We start from the raw sequence: 17,510 nt of genomic DNA, 5'->3' as shown, positions 1-17,510 counted from the left end.
TCTCGTATTGGAGGGGCCGCAAACCTCATCATGGCAGCCGAGATCAGGGTCAGTGCCGGGGCATTTAACTCCCGACCTACCGCGCCCCCATCCGAGCCCCCAGACTATCGAGCCGCCGCCCGGGGCGATGGTGACCGACACCACCGACGCAGGCACCGCCCCACCGCCCCTTTCGGCCCACCCGGTCGGTCACCGGGCAGGCCCCCTTCGCCGGGCGGCAGGTGTGGGGATATGGGCAGAAAATAGGAATTTTGTCAAGAAATTCCATGTCGGGGAGAACGGTCTCGGCCATGGGACCGCGATCGGGAAGCCTCGGCGATCTCTCGCGTCCCATCGGGGGCGAAGGTCTCGAGAACGCTCCGTCTTCCCCCGGTCGAGGGGGGCGCGTCACCGAGCGGGGAGCCCGAGCCGACACGCTCTGCCGGGCATCCGGTGCGGAGGGCGACCCGCCTCACCCTTCCCGCTGCATCTCTAGCTCCAGCCAGCGGTCCTCGGCCGCCGAGAGGTCGGCCTCCGCCGCCGCGAGGGTCGCCGAAGCCTTCTGGAACAGGGCCGGATTGCGGCTGTAGAGATGCGGATCGGCGAGGACGGCGCGGTGCTTGGCGATCTCGGTCTGCAGCTTCGCGATTCGCTCCGGCAGGGTCTTCAGCTCGTGCTGGTCCTTGAACCCCATCTTCGTCTTGGGCGCCGGAGGCGCGGACGTGCTGGCGAGGCGGCCCGGCTTGACCTTGCCGTCGGGGCGAGGCGCCGTGGCGCTCTTGCGCGCCTCGACGCCCTGGCCGCGCTGCGTCACCATGTCGGTATAGCCGCCGGCATATTCGACCCAGCGCCCCTCCCCCTCGCTGACGAGGACGCTGCCGACGACGCGATCGAGGAAGTCACGGTCGTGGCTCACCAGGATCAGCGTGCCGGAATAATCGGACAGCATCTCCTGCAGAAGGTCGAGGGTCTCGAGGTCGAGGTCGTTGGTGGGCTCGTCGAGGACCAGGAGGTTGGCGGGCTGGGCCAGTGCCCGGGCGATGAGAAGGCGGTTGCGCTCGCCGCCGGAGAGCACCCTCACCGGGGTCCGGGCCTGTTCCGGGGCGAACAGGAAGTCCTTGAGGTAGCCGATCACATGGCGGCTCACGCCGCCGACGACCACGCTGTCACCGCTACCGCCGGTGAGCACCTCGGTGACCGTCATCGACGGGTCCAGTACAGCCCGAGCCTGGTCGAGGAGCATCATCTTGAGGTTCGTGCCCAAGGCGACGGTGCCGGAATCCGGTGCCGACTGTCCCGTGAGCAGGTTGATGAGGGTGGTCTTGCCGGCACCGTTGGCGCCGACGATGCCGAGCCGGTCGCCACGCATCACCCGGATCGAGAGATCGTCGACGATGCGGCGCTCACCATAGGCCTTGGCGGCATTCTTGGCCTCGATCACCAGGGCGCCGGAACTCTCCGCCTCGGTAGAGGTCATCGTCGCGGTGCCGACGGGGCGGCGGTCCTCCCGCCGGTCCTTGCGCAGGGCGTGGAGGTTGCCGAGCCGCCGGACGTTGCGCTTGCGGCGCGCCGTGACGCCGTAGCGCAGCCAATGCTCCTCGTCGGCGATCTTGCGATCGAGCTTGTGCCGGTCGCGCTCCTCTTCCTCGAAGAACGCGTCGCGCCAGGCCTCGAAGGTGGAAAAGCCCTGCTCGATCCGCCTCGTGATACCGCGATCGAGCCAGACGGTGGTCTTCGAGAGTGCGGACAGGAAGCGCCTGTCGTGGCTGATGAGCACGAGCGCGCCGCGCACGGATTTCAATTCCGCCTCCAACCATTCGATGGCCGGCAGGTCGAGATGGTTGGTGGGCTCGTCGAGCAGTAGGATGTCGGGCTCGGGTGCCAGCGCCTGAGCCAGGGCCACGCGCCGCCCCTCCCCGCCCGACAGGCTCGCCGGGTTCTCGGCGCCGGTCAGGCCCAGACTCTCCAGCAGGTAGCGGGCGCGATAGGCGTCGTCGCCATGGGTGAGGCCGTGTTCGACGAAATCGAGGGTGGTGGAAAAACCCGAAAAATCCGGTTCCTGTGCGAGGTAGCGGATGGTCGTGCCGGGCTGGACGAAGCGCACGCCCTTGTCGGGCTCGATGAGCCCGCAGGCGATCTTCATGAGCGTCGACTTGCCTGAACCGTTGCGGCCGACGAGGCAAGTCCGTTCGCCGGGAGAGATCGCGAGATCTGCCTGTTCGATCAGCGGAGTGCCGCCGAATGTGAGCGCGACGTTCTGAAGAGTGAGAAGCGGGGGAGCAGCCATGATGCGGGCTTATGGCAGCGCAGCCGCTCCCGAACAAATGCGGTTTTGCCTGTGAGGCTACATCGTCGGGTTAGCCGGGCCGGTTGGCGACGGATCGGGCGAGACGGGAGCGGGGCTCGGATCGATCACGGGGATCTCCGTCGGGCTCTCGGTGGGCGCCTCGGCCGGAGTCGATGCGGGGATATCCGGCCCGGGCGCCGGCGGCGGCGTCTGGGGGGCCTCGTAGGGCGTATCGGGAACCGGAGCTTCCGGGATGGGCGCGGGATCTATCGGGCCGGGATTCGACATGGGCGACGCCACCTGCTCGCGAGGTTTCGGGAGAGGGCTGGAAACGGGCGAGTGCCCGTTGCCGTTCCCCCGATGGCGCTCCTCAGCCCTTCTTGATCAGGAGCTGGTTGCCTTCCTTGCCGATGATCTTCTTCATCCGCTCGGCGAACAGAGCCAGCAGCATCGGCAGGCGCACTTCGATACGGACCGTCTCAGGGAGGACGTCGACCTCGCCGTCCACCTTCTGGCCCATGGCCGACATGGCGAAGTTCAGGCGGTCGTCCGTCCAGGTCATGTGCTCGACATTGATTCCGGCCTTGGCGCAGGCCGCCTTCGCCTTGTCCAGCCCGTTCGAGATCCGCCGTTTCGCCTCGACGGGACCGATCTCGTGGGGAATCTCGACGATCAGGGGCTTTGCCATGGGGGGACCATCCTCAAACACGCATCCAGCCGTCAAGATGGGGCCGATTGCCATCCATGCAACGGCGACCGGCCCCTTAGTCGATCAAGCGCGGCAGTGAAACACGCCTCGCGCGGAATCACCATGCGGCGTCAGGAGGATGAGGCATGCCGCACGTCGTCGCGACCCGGCACCGCCATCCTCTGGCATGCCCATGATCTCACGGGTTCCGCATCAGTTCACGACCTTGAGCGAGACGTAGGTCGTGCCGCCCATGCCGAGCGCTCGGGCAGAGCCCTTGGCGAGATCGATGATCCGGCCGCGCACGAAAGGTCCGCGATCGTTGATGCGCACCACCACCGAGCGGCCGTTGCGCTTGTTCTCGACCCGGACACGGGTGCCGAACGGCAGGCTGCGATGGGCGGCGGTCATCCCATTCGGATTGAAGCGCTCGCCATTCGCCGTCTTGCGGCCGCTGCCGTACCAGGAGGCCGCGCCGGATTGGGCTGCGGCCGGTGCACTGAGCGCGGCGAGAGACATGGCGGTTCCAATAGCGGCAGCGGTCCAACGAACAGGCTTCATATTCATCCGCATTCCCTTTGCTGTTGCAGAGGCCGCGGAACATAGAGCCAATGAAGGCTGAAATGAGATCAGTAGAATGTGGCAGAGGCTGCCTTCTTTAGCCTCCGACGGTCTCAGAATGTGTGAATAAAATCTAAATATCTTGCAAATCAGACGTGTGCTGAAATTCTATAGTGAGAGCGGAGGGAGGCGGTCGTCGACAGGTTTGGTCCCGTTCTCCAACGCCGTCACGGCCCCCGCCACATCGATGGCGAGACATCGCCGTAACCCGGCGCGCCGTGCATGGGAGACGCGCGTCGCCCGTGACCCTATCGGTTCCGGAATGGCGGCCGATGGAATGCGTGAGGGCTGAAGGCATCCGCGACGGGCTCGGACGAACATCCAAGTCGAACTCGCAATCGGCTGCGTGATCTACGTTCGGCCGTTATTTCAGGGTGAACAGATAGTTAAATCCATCAAGCAAGAGCTGGAAATTCGTCAGTATCGGAGCGGGTAGGCAAAATCTGCAGCCCCAAATCGAGACGCATTGTCTGCACCCCGGCAACCCGCCCTTTACGTTAACGGCCCCATGGTCTGCCGGTCAGTCGCGTAACCGGTGTTTGCCATGGCTTCCCTGCGTACCGCGGTTGCCGACACCGTCGCCCGGAAAAGTGTCTCGCGTACCGGGCGACTCGTGTCGGCGCCGCGGATGGGTCTCGTACCCGCCGCCCAGCGTCTCCCCCTCGACGAAATCCTCGTCGGGGATTGCATCGCCGCCATGAACGCCCTTCCGGCGGCAAGCGTCGACTGCGTCTTTGCCGACCCGCCCTACAATCTCCAACTCGGGGACGGCTCGCTGTTGCGGCCCGACCAGAGCCGGGTCGACGCCGTCGACGACGCCTGGGACCAGTTCTCGAGCTTCGCTGCCTATGACGAGTTCACCCGTGCCTGGCTCACCGCCGCCCGCCGGGTGATGAAGCCGAACGCCACCCTCTGGGTCATCGGCTCCTACCACAACATCTTTCGCGTCGGCTCGGTGCTTCAGGACCTCGGGTTCTGGATCCTCAACGACATCGTCTGGCGGAAAGCCAACCCGATGCCGAACTTCCGCGGCAAGCGCTTCACCAATGCCCATGAAACCCTGATCTGGGCGTCCCGCTCGGCGGAATCGAAGGGCTACACCTTCCATTACGAGGCGCTGAAGGGCGGTAACGACGACGTCCAGATGCGTTCGGACTGGTTCATCCCGCTCTGCACCGGCGACGAGCGCCTGAAAGGCGCCGACGGCCAGAAGGTCCACCCGACCCAGAAGCCCGAAGCCCTGCTCGCCCGGACCCTGCTCTCGGCGACGAATGCCGGCGACGTGGTGCTCGATCCGTTCTTCGGCACGGGCACCACCGGGGCCGTCGCCAAGCGGCTCGGCCGGCGCTTCATCGGCATCGAGCGGGAGACGGTCTATGCCGAGGCGGCCCGCGCCCGGATCGACGCCGTGGAGCCCCTGTCCCAGGCGGCCCTCCTCGTCGCCCCGACCAAGCGCGCCGAGCCGCGCGTCGCCTTCCTCAGCGTGATCGAGGCCGGCCATATCCGCGCGGGTGAGATCCTCACCGATGCGCGCGGTCGCCACGAAGCCGTGGTGCGTCCCGACGGGACGCTGATGGTCGGGCCGGCCATGGGCTCGATCCACAAGATCGGCGCCCTCGTCCAGGGCTTCCCCTCCTGCAACGGTTGGGATTTCTGGCACGCCAAGCGTGACGGGAAACTGGTTCTGATCGACGTGTTCCGCGGCCGGATGCGGGCCGCGATGGGCTCGGCCGCCTAGTTCTTTCGAAGCTGAGAGGATCGGCCGCGAGCCGACTTCTCCCGCAGGGGGGCGCGCTTGTCCTATCGAGGACGCGTTTTCGGCCTGCCGCGCTTGCGCGGCGCCACGGGCGGGGGCGCTTCCTCGGGCTCGTTGAAGAACCCCTCCCCGTCCTCGATCGGCGGCTTTGCCACCGCACGCGGCACCGGCTTGGGCACCGGGCGAAAGCTCGGGCGCGGCTCGGGCGGCGGAGCCTCGACGTCTGCGAAGAGTGGCGTGTCCTGGACCGCCCGCATGGCCTTGGGCCGTCCGCGCCTCACGGCCTCGGGCTTCGGATCGAACGCATGGGCCAGCACCTTCTTCATGACCCCGGGCAACGGTTCCTCGTCGAGGTCGCGCCTGGGCGTGAAGCGCATGCCGGCCGGTGCCTTCGTGGCGAGGCCGACGCGGGCGACGAAGACGGTCAGTGCCAACGGGAAATGCGTGAAGACGTGGCGCACGACGCCCGGCAGCCGCTTCCATCGCGCGTCCAGCGGAGCGTCGAGCAGGGCCTGGGCGACGTCGTAACCGCTCTCCCATGCGCTGGTCGGAGGCTCCGCCATGGCCCCGAGCAGCCCCTCGGGGGGGCGGGTCCGCAGCAATACGGCCTCGTCGCCGCTACGGATCGCCACGAAGGCGGCGCCATAGCGCTCGACGCCCTTGGTTTTCTTGATCTTGCGGGGAAACGTTTCCTGCAGCCCCAGGGTGCGGGCCTCGCAGGGTGCCATCCAGGGGCAGAGGGCGCAGGCCGGCCGCTTCGGCGTGCAGATGGTCGAACCGAGATCCATCAGGCTTTGGGCAAAGTCACCGGGCCGCTGTGCCGGCACGAGGCTCTGCGTCAGCCGTCGGATCTCGAGACGCGCGGCGGGGATCGGCGTCTTGATGGCGAAGAGCCGGGTCACCACCCGCTCGACATTGCCGTCCACCGCCGCTTCCTGCCTGTCGAAGGCGATGGCCGCGATGGCGCCGGCCGTATAGGCGCCGATGCCGGGCAGCTTGCGCAAGCCGTCGAGCGTGTCGGGGAAGGCGCCGGCCTCCGTGACCGCCTTGGCGCAGGCATGGAGGTTGCGGGCGCGGGAGTAATAGCCGAGGCCGGCCCAAGCCGACATGACGCTCTCCTCCGGCGCCGCCGCGAGGGCCTCCACGGAGGGGAAGCGTTCGAGAAAGCGCTCGAAATAGGGTTTGACCGCCGCGATCGTGGTCTGCTGCAGCATCACCTCTGACAGCCAGACCCGATAGGGGTCGGGCGTCTCGCCCGGCAAGGCACGCCACGGCAGCACACGGCGATGCCTGTCGTACCAGGCGAGGAGGTCGGTGGCTCGCGGGTCTCGGGCGGATGCCCCCGTCGCTGCCGTGAAGTCCGGTGACATGAAATCCCGCGACATGAGATCCGGCGTGTTGGGCGCCCGTCCATACAGGGTGGCCGCGAACGATCAAAGCATTCGAAAGCCGGCACCGTTCACGCTATCATGCGGCGTCCGCCCGCATCGGAATCCCTCGGAGCTCATGGCCCGCATCAAACCCCTCGCCGAGCTGATCGAGACCTGCATCGGACCGGCTTTCGCCGCGCAGGGATTCGCCTCCACCGATATCCTCGCGGCCTGGCCCGATATTGTCGGCGAACGCCTCGCCCGTTTCTGCCAGCCCTCGAAGCTCGAATGGCCCCGCCGCGCCCGCCGCGAGGAGCAGGGTCGGCCGGATCCAGGCACGCTCGTGGTGCGGGTGGAGGGCGTCTTCGCCCTGGAATTGCAGCATCTGGCTCCCGTGGTGATCCAGCGCATCAACGCCCATTATGGCTGGGCCTGCATCGGCAAGCTCGTCCTCAAGCAGGGGCGCGTTCATCAGGCCGTTCGCAAGCGGGTCGTGCCGCCCCTCGATCCGGTGAAGCGTGGCGAAGTCGCGTTGGCGGTCTCCTCCATCGACGACGATGCGCTGCGCGATGCGCTCGACAGGCTCGGCGTGGCGATCGTCGCCTCCGCACCGCCGCGATCGGGCTGAATTCCGCATTCGGCCCCGCGCTTGTCGCGGCGCATGGAAGCGGAGCCGCCTGTCGCGTCTTGTCAGATTGTCCGCAGGTCTCTACCGCAAGCCGCATGGATCGGATCTGCGAGCGGAGCCCGTCGACATCATGATCACCCGTCGCGACACCTTGAAACTCACCGGCATGGCGATCGGCGCAGCCGCGCTCCTGCCCCGGCTGACCCTCGACGCCTTCGCCCAGGATGCGAACCTCGCTTCCCTCATGGAGCCGGGCCCCCTCGGCGACGTCTGGCTGGGTCCGAAGGACGCCAAGGTGACGATCATCGAATATGCTTCGATGACCTGCTCCCACTGCGCCGCGTTCCACAAGAACACCTGGCCGGCTTTGAAGGAGCGCTACATCGACACCGGCAAGGTGCGCTTCACCTTGCGTGAATTCCCGCTCGATCCGCTGGCGACCGCAGCCTTCATGCTGGCCCGCTGCGATGGCGACGCGAAATACTATCCCATCACCGATCTGCTGTTCGACCAGCAGCAGGGCTGGGCCTACGTGCAGAAGCCGCAATCGCCGGTGGATGCCCTGGAGCAGATGTTGCGGCAGGCCGGATTCTCGAAGGAGAAATTCGAGACCTGTCTCAAGGATCAGAAGCTCTACGCCGCCGTGAACGCGGTGAAGCAGAAGGGGCTCGACACCTTCAAGGTCGACTCGACGCCGACCTTCTTCATCAATGGCGAGCGCTTCAAGGGTGAGATGACGATCGACGGGATGGAGAAGGTCATCAAGCCGATTCTGGGCGCCTGAGACCCAAGCTTGGCCGCCGCTTGCCCTTCATGCACCGGGCGCATCCCGCAGGATCGCCGCAAGGGCATGTTTATCTATATATTACAGCAACTTAGAGCCTATTCGGCGCGCCTTGACACTCAAGATAGGCGAAACTATGGTGCGCCGCGCTTGACGGGGTTTTCAGGCCGGTTCCCTCCACTCTCGCCAATGTGAGTTTTCGCCGTGAGCGGTAACGACGCAGGGGATGGGAATGGAGATGGACGGCAGAAGCCGGACGAGGATCTCTCGGCGAGACTGAAGCATCTCGAGAGGCGGATCGAGGAGAAGCGGCCCGCCGCTCCTTCCCGCCCCTTGCCGGGTGCCGGTGCCTCCAACGGGGCGTCATCCTTGGGTCTGGCGATGCGACTCTCCACGGAGTTCATCGCCGGTGTCCTCGCCGGAGGCATTCTCGGCTGGTTGTGCGATCAGTTTCTGGGGACGAAGCCCTGGGGTCTGATCGTTCTGATCATGCTGGGCTTCGCAACTGGCGTCTATAACGTCATGCGTGTCTCGGGCTCGCTCTCGAGGCCGGTCGCGAAAAGCGCGGTCGACAAGAACCAGGATCGGGAACGGTCCTGATCGGCGAATTTTGCCGCTTTCGAGCGGTCCTGAGGCAAAGCGGGCATCTCGCCCGCTCGTGGACAGAAGGACGGTAGCGGCAATGGCCGTAAAGATGGATCCGATCCACCAGTTCGAGCTCAAGCCGCTCGTATCCTTCGGTCATATCGGCAATCAGGAAATCGCGTTCACCCAGTCGGCGCTGTACATGTTCGCCGCTGTCGGGATCATCGCGCTGATCACGATCGTGGCGACGGCGCAGCGCTCGGTGGTGCCGGGCCGGATGCAGTCCGTGGCCGAGGTGTTCTACGAGTTCATCGGATCGACCCTCCGTCAGTCGGCCGGGCACGGGTCCGAGCGGTTCATGCCGCTGATCTTCTCCCTGTTCATGTTCGTCCTCGTCCTGAACATGTTCGGCATGATCCCCTATGCGTTCGCCGTGACAAGCCACATCATCGTGACTTTTGCGCTGGCGCTCCTCGTGATCACCACCGTCATCGTCTATGGCTTCATGGCCCACGGCACGAAGTTCCTGAAGGTGTTCGTGCCCTCCGGCGTGCCGGGCTGGCTGATGCCGATGATCGTCGCCATCGAGATCGTCTCCTTCGTTTCGCGGCCGATCAGCCTCGCGGTGCGTCTCTTCGCCAACGTGCTCGCCGGCCACATCGCCCTCAAGATCTTCGCGGGCTTCGTTCCGGCGCTCCTCGCCGCGGGCGCCTGGGGTGCGATCTCGCCGTTGCCGCTGGCTCTCAGCGTCGCGGTCACGGCCCTCGAGTTCCTCGTCGCCGGTCTGCAGGCCTACGTCTTCGCGACGCTCGCCTCGATCTACCTGAGCGATGCCCTCCACCCCGGCCACTAGGCCCCGGCGGTATCCCCTTCCGTCCCCGGTCCGCGGTTGCGGCCGGATTTCTCTCCACGCAACGAACGAACCGACACCAGGAGCAATTTGATGGATCCCTTAGCCGCTAAGTACATCGGCGCCGGCCTCGCCTGCCTCGGAATGGCGGGCGCCGCCATCGGCCTCGGCAATCTCTTCGGCCAGTTCTACGCCGGTGCCCTTCGCAACCCGTCTGCTGCCGACGGCCAGCGCGGCAACCTGCTCCTCGGCTTCGCGCTGACGGAAGCGCTCGGCATCTTCTCGCTGCTCGTCGCGCTGCTCCTCCTGTTCGCCGTCTGAGACCGACGACGTTCGTCGATCCGACAGCAGACCCGGACCGGGCGCCCCATTCTTCTGGACGCGCGCCCGGTCCTCATTCACGAACTTACTTTGAGCGAAGGACGTCATGGCTCAGCCGGCCCATCCGACCGCAACCCATGAAGGCATCATGGCATCGCCCGCGTCCGAACATGGCGGCGGCTTTCCGCCCTTCGAGAGCCATACCTTTCTCTCGCAGTTGATCTGGCTCGCGCTGGCCTTCGGCCTGCTCTACTACCTGATGGACAAGGTGGCCCTGCCCCGCATCCAGGCGATCCTGCACGATCGCGCCACGCGCCTCTCGTCCGATCTCGACGAGGCCCAGCGCATGAAGTCCGAGGCCGAGGCAGCCGGCGCCGCCTACGAGAAGTCGCTGGCCGATGCCCAGGCGAAGGCCCGCACCATAGCCGCCGAGACCCGCGCTGCCCTGACCTCCGAGGCTGAAATCCGTCGCAAGACGCTCGAGGCCGAGCTCAACGACAGGATCGCCGCCTCCGAAGCCACGATCCGCACCCGCACCGCCGAAGCCATGGGCAGCGTTCGCTCCATCGCCGGCGAAACGGCCTCCGCCATCGTCGAGCGCCTCACCGGGACGGCTCCCGACCAGGCCAGCCTCGATACCGCACTGAACCGCGTCGCCATCCCGCACTGAGTGCGCCAGCAGCAGACGTGACCGGTCCGGCCCCTGACCGGCCGGACGCCAACGAAATAGGACGACGAGAATGTTGTTGGATGCCGAGTTCTGGGTCGCCGTCGCCTTCGTCTTGTTCATGGGCGTCGTGTGGAAGGTCGGCGGCTTCGCTCAGATCACCAAGGCCCTCGACACCCGCGGCCGCCGCGTTCGCTCCGAACTCGACGAGGCCCGCCGCCTGCGCGAGGAGGCCGCCACGGTGCTGGCCGACTACAAGAAGCGCCGCAGCCAGGCTGAGTCCGAAGCCGAAGCGATCGTCGCCGGAGCCCGCGAAGAGGCCCAGCGCATCGCCGACGAGGGCCACGCCCGTCTGAACGAGTTCATCGCTCGCCGCACCAAGTCGGCCGAGACCAAGATCGCACAGGCCGAGGTCCAGGCCACCGCCCAGGTCCGCGCCGCCGCTGCCGACGCAGCCGTGAAGGTGTCCGAGGTGGTGCTCCGCGAGCGCATGCAGGGCGACGCCGCCCTGTCGCTGGTCCGTTCCAGTCTCGATGAGGTCAAGGGCCGTCTCCGGGCCTGACGTTTTTCAGTACGATCGCTTCGTGAAAGCCGCCCACCGGGCGGCTTTTTTGTTGCCTGACGTGCCGCATCACACTCGCGGGTCGCACCCCCTGTCGTGGTAAGGCGGCGCACACGCCCATCCCCACAAGAATAATCCATGGAGATCAGATGCCGCCGATCATCTCCATATCCGGCCTGTCGAAGGTCTACGCTTCCGGCCTCCATGCCCTCAAGAACATCCATCTCGACATCGCAAAGGGCGAGATCTTCGCCCTGCTCGGTCCTAACGGCGCCGGCAAGACGACGCTGATCAGCGTCGTCTGCGGCCTCGTCCGCGCGAGCTCCGGTACCGTCACGGTGGATGGACACGACATTGGAGCGGATTACCGCGAGGCGCGCAGGGCCATCGGTCTCGTACCGCAGGAACTCACCACCGACGCATTCGAGACGGTGTGGGACACGACGAGCTTCAGTCGGGGCCTGTTCGGCATGAGACCCGACCCTGCCCATATCGAGCGGGTGCTGCGCGACCTGTCCCTGTGGGACAAGAAGGACAGCCGGATCATGACCCTGTCCGGGGGTATGAAGCGGCGCGTGCTCATCGCCAAGGCGCTCAGTCACGAACCTCGCATCCTGTTCCTCGACGAGCCGACGGCCGGTGTCGACGTGGAACTGCGCCAGGACATGTGGCGGCTGGTACGCAAGCTCCGCGATCAGGGCGTCACGATCATCCTCACCACGCATTACATCGACGAGGCTGAGGAAATGGCCGACCGTGTCGGTGTGATCCGGAAGGGCGAGATCATCCTGGTGGAGGAGAAGGCCGAGCTGATGCGCAAGCTCGGCAAGAAGCAACTGATCCTGCAATTGCAGAACCCCCTCCCCGCCCTGCCGGACGAGCTCGCGCCGCACGGCCTAGCCCTGTCGGCGGATGGCCAGGAACTCGTCTACACCTACGACACCAAGAGCGAGCGCACCGGGATTACCACGCTCCTCACCGACCTCGCCGCCGCCGGCATCCCCTTCCGCGATCTCTCCACCAGCCAGAGTTCGCTGGAGGACATCTTCGTCGATCTCGTAAGGGAGCAGGCATGAATCCGTTGTCGATGAACTGGCCGGCGGTTGGTGCGATCTACCGCTTCGAGATGGCCCGGTTCTGGCGCACGGGGCTGCAGAGCATCGTCGCGCCGGTCATCGCCACATCGCTCTACTTCGTGGTCTTCGGCGCGGCGATCGGGTCGCGTATGGCCTCGGTGGATGGCATCGCCTATGGCGCCTTCATCGTGCCGGGGCTGATCATGCTCTCGCTCCTGACGCAGAGCATCGCCAACGCCTCGTTCGGCATCTACTTCCCGCGTTTTGCCGGCACGATCTACGAGATCCTGTCGGCGCCGGTCTCTCCCTTCGAGATCGTGCTCGGCTATGTCGGCGCGGCCGCGTCGAAATCCATTCTGATCGGGCTGATCATCCTCGCCACCGCTGCCCTGTTCGTCCCCTTGCGGATCGAGCATCCGCTCTGGATGGTGGCGTTCCTTCTCCTCACGGCGGTGACGTTCAGCCTGTTCGGCTTCCTCATCGGCCTCTGGGCCGACGGATTCGAGAAGCTCCAGCTCGTGCCGCTCCTGGTGGTGACGCCCCTCACCTTCCTCGGCGGCAGCTTCTATTCCATCGAGATGCTGCCACCGTTCTGGCGGGCGGTCAGCCTCGTGAACCCGGTCGTCTACCTCATCAGCGGATTCCGCTGGAGCTTCTTCGGTGCCTCCGACGTGCGGGTCGAGATCAGCCTCGCGATGACCCTGGTCTTCCTCGCCCTCTGCCTCGGCAGCGTGACCTGGATCTTTCGCACCGGCTACCGGCTGAAGAGCTGATCCTCCTCAGGGGCGCCCGTCGAGGAAAGCCAGGACGCCCTGCCGGTGCTGCTTGTCGCCCACCGCCGTGCTGTGATCGCGGTTGGGAAGTTCCAGGCTCCTGGCATTGGGCATGAGGGCAACCAGCGCCGGGGCCGAGCCGGCAACGGTGTCGAGCGTGCCTACCGTGACAAGGGTCGGCGCCTCGATCTGCGAGACCTCTTCCCGCGACAGTGTTTGGCGCGAGCCGCGCATGCAGGCGGCCAGCGCTCTGAGATCGCTCTTCGTCTGCTCTGCGAAGGTGCGGAAAGCGGCGGCGGTGAGGTTGGGCGCCTTTTCGCCGGGGGGCGCTTCCAAGGCCTCGGCGATCCCGTTCGGCAGTCCTTTGCCCTCCACCAGATGCAATCCGAGACCGCCGAGAAGCACCGAACGTACCCGCGCCGGCTCATCGAGGGCGAGGTAGGCCGCGATCCGCGCGCCCATGGAATAGCCCATGATGTCGGCGCGGGGGATGCCGAGATGGTCGAGCAGCCGCCGCGCGTCCTGCGCCATGATGTCGGAGCCGTAAGCCTCCGGATCGTAGAGCTTCTCGCTCTCGCCATGCCCGCGATTGTCGAGGGCGACGACCCGGCGCCCCGCCTCGGACAGGGTCTTCACCCAAAGCGTGTTGACCCAGTTCACGGAATGGTTCGAGGCAAATCCGTGGATCAGTACGATCGGATCGCCGCTGCCGCCCTTCGCCGGCACGTCGATATAGGCGATGGTGGTCCCGTCGGAATCGAAGGTCTGCATCGGGCTTGTCTATACCTTTTATGGAGGGCTCCGTCGGTCGATGGACGGCCTCCATGGGCCGTCAAATTCGCCTCTGAACGGAACGGAGGCAAGGTGCGAATATCCGAAGGGGTGACAGGAAAGCTTTTTCCTCGTTTCGCGCGGGTTCGGCCGGCTTAACTCCCCTTGCTGCTCGGCGTCTCCGGCGCGATGAACGGGGGGATCGTCAAAGCGGCACCGCTCCGGTCGGGTCGTTCCGGTCGATTTGCGAGGATACGGACGGCCCATGATTCAGATCGTACCCGTTGTCGTCCTCAAACACGTCGTGCGCGCCCCGCATCCGGACGTTTTCCGTGCCTGGACCGATCCTCTGCTCATTATGCGCTGGCTCGCGCCCGGCGACTCCATCGTGGAACTCGCGGAGACCGACCTGCGTGTCGGCGGCGCGTTTCTATTGCGGCGGCGCGATCCGGATGGAGCGTCCCATTCCGTGACCGGGCACTACGAGGAAATCAGGCGGGGGCATTCTCTGCATCAGACTTGGACGTATGAGGGACCGAACCCGCTCCTGCGCATCGGCGAAACCCTGATCCATGTCGATCTGCTCTCCGTCGGCGACCGGGCTACGGAGATCACGCTCACCCATCGCCGCATCGTCAGCGCAGACGTCCGGAATGCGTATCGTGAGGATTGGCGGAGCTGCTTTTCGAAGCTCCAGGCCGCGTTGGCGTAACGGATTTCAAATGGATCGACGGCCAGTTACCTCCACACACACCTTGAAGCGGGTGAAGCGCAGCAGAACCCAATTTGGATCGATCGCCGAAAGCCGCGCGGCGGCCCTTGCTGCAATCTGGATCACCTTCCGTTGACGCTCAGGTATCCGGGCAGGGAGCCGTTTCCTCCCTTGCCGGATCAAACGACCAAGGGACCACATCCTGCGCTGCAGCCCCCAGGGTGATCGTCGCTCAGGCGAAGGCCGGCTGTCCGCTGGTGACGGCGCGCTGGGCGACCGCCTCGTCGTAGAGCTTCTGCTCGGTCTCCTTGTGCGTGAGCGAGAAGCGCACCGAGATTGCGCAGAGCGACGAGATCAGCACGGCGATGCCGAGGATGAACAGAGCGCCGGGCAGGTTGCCGACACCCTTGAGCAGGAAGCCCGCCGCCACGGCGCCGACATTGCCGCCGGCGCCGATGATACCGGCAACGCCGCCGAGCGCCTTGCGGTCGATAAACGGCACCAGGGCGTAGGTGGCGCCGCAGGCCATGTGGGTGAACAGGCCGAAGGCGAGCATGGCGACGACGGCCAGTACCACCGAGCCGGCATAGGCGAAGGCGAGGAGGCCGATTCCTTCGCCGACCATCAGGGCGAACAGGAGCAGGGTGCGGCCGTCGAGGCCCTTCGAGCGTGCGACCCGGTCCGAGGCGATGCCGCCGAGCGCGCGGGCGAACAGGGCCAGCAAGCCGAAACTGCCCGCCGCCATGCCGGCCTGGGTCAGATCGAGGCTGAAGCGCTCGACATAATAGGTCGCCGCCACCGCGTGGATGAAGATCTCGACGCCGAAGCAGGCGCCGTAGGTGATGGCGAGCATCCACACCCGGTAATTCGTCATCGCCTGCTTGAAGACCGCCCAGCCGCCCTTCTTGCCGGAATCCACCGCGACACCGCGGGCGCGCAACTCCATGATGTTGCCTTCGGGCGTGTCCTGCGTGAACCGGAAGTAGAGGAAGGCGACGACGAGCATCATCACGCCCGGCACGATCATCGACAGACGCCAGCCCATCGTCTTCTCGACGCCGACGCTGACGAGGGCCGCGAGGATCAGGGGCATGACGCTCTGGGTGACGCCGCCGCCGGCATTGCCCCAGCCGCCCACGGTGGCATTGGCGGTGCCCACCACGTTCGGCGCGAACATCACCGAGGTGTGGAACTGGGTGATGACGAAGCTCGCCCCGATGGCTCCGATGGCGAGGCGGAAGAACAGGAAGCTCTCATAGGAGTTGGCGAAGGCGATGCCGATTACCGGGACCGATCCGAGGATCAGAAGGCCGGTATAGGTCAGGCGGGGGCCGAACCGATCGCACATCGGCCCTATCAGTAGGCGCACCAGGATGGTGATGCCGACCGCGGCGATGTTGATGTTGTAGACCTGATCGTTGGTGAGCTGGAACTCGCCCTTGATCACCGGCATCAGCGGCGCGACCGCGAACCAGGCGAAGAAGCAGACGAAAAACGCGAGCCAGGTAATATGGAACGCGCGCATCTGAGGCGTGGCCAGACTGAACAGATCGATTCGGGTGGCTTTTTGGGACTGCATGCGGAGAGGCTCCAGGCGATCTGATGTCTCCCGGCACTCGGTGCGAGTGGCCCCCATTGCGGGGTGGGGAGAGATTGGTCGCTCACGCCACAGTGAGCACGAGCCGCCCGACTTCGAAGGCGTCTCTCGCGGGCGCCGTTGCCCACGTCGGGGCATTCGCACGGCGCGTGCCATGTCGGATGATTCTGAGATGTCGCTGCAGCATCCCGTTTTTCCCCTAGGACGGTCCCGTTTCCACCTATGATTCCGGAGGTCTCGAGGGTTGCCGATGGTGCCTCTCCGATGATCGCTTGCGCAGGCGATAATCTCGAGGCTGCGTTGTTTGTAGGCACGACGCCGATTTGTGCAGGTCTAGCCGACAGCGTCGAACGACAGGCGATGCTTGCGGTGCGCCTGTCGGGCTGGCATCACCCACCACAATGACTGACACGCAATCTTCCGCCATCCAGCCTTTCGGCACCTACGCGCCCCGAGGGCTGGTGGCGCGTATCACCGACCGCACCGTGACGCTCTCCGGCAAGAGTTGGGCGGGGCGGCGCATCGGCTTCTTTCTGCGCCGGCTGGCCATCACGATGCTGCATGGACGGCCCCTCGACGTGGAGCGGTTCGGCGCCCGCATGCGGCTGCACCCCTACAATAACAATTGCGAGAAGAAGGTGCTGTTTACCCCGCAATTCTTTGACCCCGAAGAGCGGGCGCTGCTGGCCTCACGCCTGAAGCCGGGCTGCACCTTCCTCGATATCGGCGCGAATATCGGCGCCTACGCCCTCTTCGTCGCCGCTTTCGCCGGTTCGGGTGCTCGCATCCTCGCCGTCGAGCCGCAGCCCGACGTGTTCGACCGGTTGACCTACAACATCGCCCAGAACCCGTTCGGCACAGTGAAGGCGGTGGCCTGCGCAGTAGCCGACAAGGCCGGCGAACTGACGCTGTTCGTGGACCCGCGCAACCGTGGCGAATCGAGCCTGAAGATCGTCGGCACCAACGAGGGCGCGCAGATCCGCGTGCCGGCGGTCACCCTGCTTGGGCTCGCCCAGGGCGAGGGCATCACCCGCATCGACGCGATCAAGCTCGATGTGGAGGGCGCCGAGGATCTGATCTTGGAGCCGTTCTTCCGCGAGGCGCCGGTCTCCCTGCACCCTCGTCTGCTCGTCATCGAGGATGGCACGGCGCAATGGCAGATCGACCTTGTCGGTCTGCTCGAGGGCCGAGGTTATCGGCAGATCGCTCGCACTCGGCTGAACCTGATCTTCGAGCGGACGGTCGGCTGAGCACGCTCATCCGTCCCATCGAACCACCTCATCCGGAGGTGCCCCGGGTATATGGGCCTCGAGGAGCTCTTTCGTTCGCTCAGGTCCGGCTGGAGCCTTTCTCATCGTCAGGTGCAACGGCACCTGACGATGAGTCGAGATCGGGATGGCCGAAGACGTCATCGCCACACCTCACGTCCCGGCCCACCGTCCGCTTCGCGGTGGGCCGCTGGGAACAGTCTTCCCCGGGGGGA

Annotated in this window: 19 protein-coding genes; 12 read left to right on the top strand and 7 right to left on the bottom strand. The window is 65.8% G+C overall.

The window, feature by feature from the left end; all coding sequences use genetic code 11:
• Positions 1–451: 451 nt before the first annotated feature.
• From ASF34_RS16375 to ASF34_RS16360, 4 genes are all read right to left on the bottom strand, one after another.
• Positions 452–2,266 (bottom strand): ABC-F family ATP-binding cassette domain-containing protein, encoded by a 1,815-nt coding sequence (locus tag ASF34_RS16375; protein ID WP_056162483.1) that lies wholly within the window; start codon positions 2,264–2,266, stop codon positions 452–454.
• 57 nt (positions 2,267–2,323) lie between these two features.
• Positions 2,324–2,554, bottom strand: coding sequence for a hypothetical protein (locus ASF34_RS16370; protein ID WP_056162480.1), 231 nt, complete (start codon positions 2,552–2,554; stop codon positions 2,324–2,326).
• Positions 2,555–2,636: 82 nt separating this feature from the next.
• Positions 2,637–2,954, bottom strand: coding sequence for a polyhydroxyalkanoic acid system family protein (locus ASF34_RS16365; protein ID WP_018044484.1), 318 nt, complete (start codon positions 2,952–2,954; stop codon positions 2,637–2,639).
• A gap of 213 nt (positions 2,955–3,167) precedes the next feature.
• Positions 3,168–3,473 (bottom strand): septal ring lytic transglycosylase RlpA family protein, encoded by a 306-nt coding sequence (locus tag ASF34_RS16360; protein WP_018044485.1) that lies wholly within the window; start codon positions 3,471–3,473, stop codon positions 3,168–3,170.
• A 646-nt stretch (positions 3,474–4,119) separates the two neighbouring features.
• Here ASF34_RS16360 and ASF34_RS16355 point away from each other — a divergent pair.
• Positions 4,120–5,313 carry a site-specific DNA-methyltransferase gene (locus tag ASF34_RS16355; protein ID WP_274533764.1) on the top strand — a complete coding sequence of 398 codons (1,194 nt, stop codon included), beginning with the start codon at positions 4,120–4,122 and terminating at the stop codon, positions 5,311–5,313.
• A gap of 62 nt (positions 5,314–5,375) precedes the next feature.
• Here ASF34_RS16355 and mutY read toward each other — a convergent pair whose 3' ends face one another.
• On the bottom strand, positions 5,376–6,701 hold the full coding sequence (gene mutY / locus ASF34_RS16350; protein ID WP_056162634.1) for an A/G-specific adenine glycosylase: 1,326 nt from the start codon (positions 6,699–6,701) through the stop codon (positions 5,376–5,378).
• A 136-nt stretch (positions 6,702–6,837) separates the two neighbouring features.
• Here mutY and ASF34_RS16345 point away from each other — a divergent pair, with 136 nt between their 5' ends.
• The 9 genes from ASF34_RS16345 (at position 6,838) to ASF34_RS16305 (ending at position 12,947) form a co-directional block, all read left to right on the top strand.
• Positions 6,838–7,329 (top strand): DUF721 domain-containing protein, encoded by a 492-nt coding sequence (locus ASF34_RS16345; RefSeq protein WP_056162477.1) that lies wholly within the window; start codon positions 6,838–6,840, stop codon positions 7,327–7,329.
• A gap of 130 nt (positions 7,330–7,459) precedes the next feature.
• Complete coding sequence (locus ASF34_RS16340) at positions 7,460–8,113, top strand: DsbA family protein (protein ID WP_026176049.1); 654 nt, start codon at positions 7,460–7,462, stop codon at positions 8,111–8,113.
• Positions 8,114–8,494: 381 nt separating this feature from the next.
• Entirely contained in the window at positions 8,495–8,713 is a 219-nt protein-coding gene (locus ASF34_RS23795; RefSeq protein ID WP_443136545.1) for an AtpZ/AtpI family protein, read from the top strand.
• Between the two features lie 82 nt (positions 8,714–8,795).
• Positions 8,796–9,551 carry a F0F1 ATP synthase subunit A gene (locus ASF34_RS16330; RefSeq protein ID WP_018044492.1) on the top strand — a complete coding sequence of 252 codons (756 nt, stop codon included), beginning with the start codon at positions 8,796–8,798 and terminating at the stop codon, positions 9,549–9,551.
• Positions 9,552–9,641: 90 nt separating this feature from the next.
• Positions 9,642–9,869 (top strand): F0F1 ATP synthase subunit C, encoded by a 228-nt coding sequence (locus tag ASF34_RS16325; RefSeq protein ID WP_018044493.1) that lies wholly within the window; start codon positions 9,642–9,644, stop codon positions 9,867–9,869.
• Between the two features lie 106 nt (positions 9,870–9,975).
• The gene (locus tag ASF34_RS16320; RefSeq protein ID WP_018044494.1) at positions 9,976–10,539 is read left to right on the top strand and encodes a F0F1 ATP synthase subunit B family protein; all 564 of its coding nucleotides are present in this window, start codon (positions 9,976–9,978) and stop codon (positions 10,537–10,539) included.
• 73 nt (positions 10,540–10,612) lie between these two features.
• The gene (locus ASF34_RS16315) at positions 10,613–11,098 is read left to right on the top strand and encodes a F0F1 ATP synthase subunit B family protein (RefSeq protein WP_198290853.1); all 486 of its coding nucleotides are present in this window, start codon (positions 10,613–10,615) and stop codon (positions 11,096–11,098) included.
• 149 nt (positions 11,099–11,247) lie between these two features.
• Positions 11,248–12,174 carry an ABC transporter ATP-binding protein gene (locus ASF34_RS16310; RefSeq protein WP_056162473.1) on the top strand — a complete coding sequence of 309 codons (927 nt, stop codon included), beginning with the start codon at positions 11,248–11,250 and terminating at the stop codon, positions 12,172–12,174.
• 11 nt (positions 12,175–12,185) lie between these two features.
• Positions 12,186–12,947, top strand: coding sequence for an ABC transporter permease (locus ASF34_RS16305; RefSeq protein ID WP_056162631.1), 762 nt, complete (start codon positions 12,186–12,188; stop codon positions 12,945–12,947).
• A gap of 6 nt (positions 12,948–12,953) precedes the next feature.
• Here ASF34_RS16305 and ASF34_RS16300 read toward each other — a convergent pair whose 3' ends face one another.
• Positions 12,954–13,718, bottom strand: a complete 765-nt coding sequence (locus ASF34_RS16300) for an alpha/beta fold hydrolase (RefSeq protein ID WP_056162470.1) — start codon at positions 13,716–13,718, stop codon at positions 12,954–12,956.
• Positions 13,719–13,983: 265 nt separating this feature from the next.
• On the opposite strand from ASF34_RS16300, the gene ASF34_RS16295 reads away from it, so the two are divergent.
• Entirely contained in the window at positions 13,984–14,430 is a 447-nt protein-coding gene (locus ASF34_RS16295; RefSeq protein WP_056162466.1) for an SRPBCC family protein, read from the top strand.
• 232 nt (positions 14,431–14,662) lie between these two features.
• Here the strand turns inward: ASF34_RS16295 and ASF34_RS16290 are convergent, their stop codons facing one another.
• Positions 14,663–16,009 (bottom strand): NarK family nitrate/nitrite MFS transporter, encoded by a 1,347-nt coding sequence (locus ASF34_RS16290; protein ID WP_056162463.1) that lies wholly within the window; start codon positions 16,007–16,009, stop codon positions 14,663–14,665.
• A 419-nt stretch (positions 16,010–16,428) separates the two neighbouring features.
• Between ASF34_RS16290 and ASF34_RS16285 the strand changes: the two genes are divergently transcribed.
• The gene (locus ASF34_RS16285) at positions 16,429–17,277 is read left to right on the top strand and encodes an FkbM family methyltransferase (RefSeq protein WP_056162460.1); all 849 of its coding nucleotides are present in this window, start codon (positions 16,429–16,431) and stop codon (positions 17,275–17,277) included.
• The last annotated feature ends 233 nt before the right edge of the window (positions 17,278–17,510 follow it).

This window comes from Methylobacterium sp. Leaf106, from assembly GCF_001422895.1.
In the GTDB taxonomy this organism is placed as follows: Bacteria; Pseudomonadota; Alphaproteobacteria; order Rhizobiales; family Beijerinckiaceae; genus Methylobacterium; species Methylobacterium bullatum.
The sequence above is the reverse complement of the archived record's forward strand: the minus strand, read 5'-3'. Positions and strand labels throughout refer to the sequence as shown.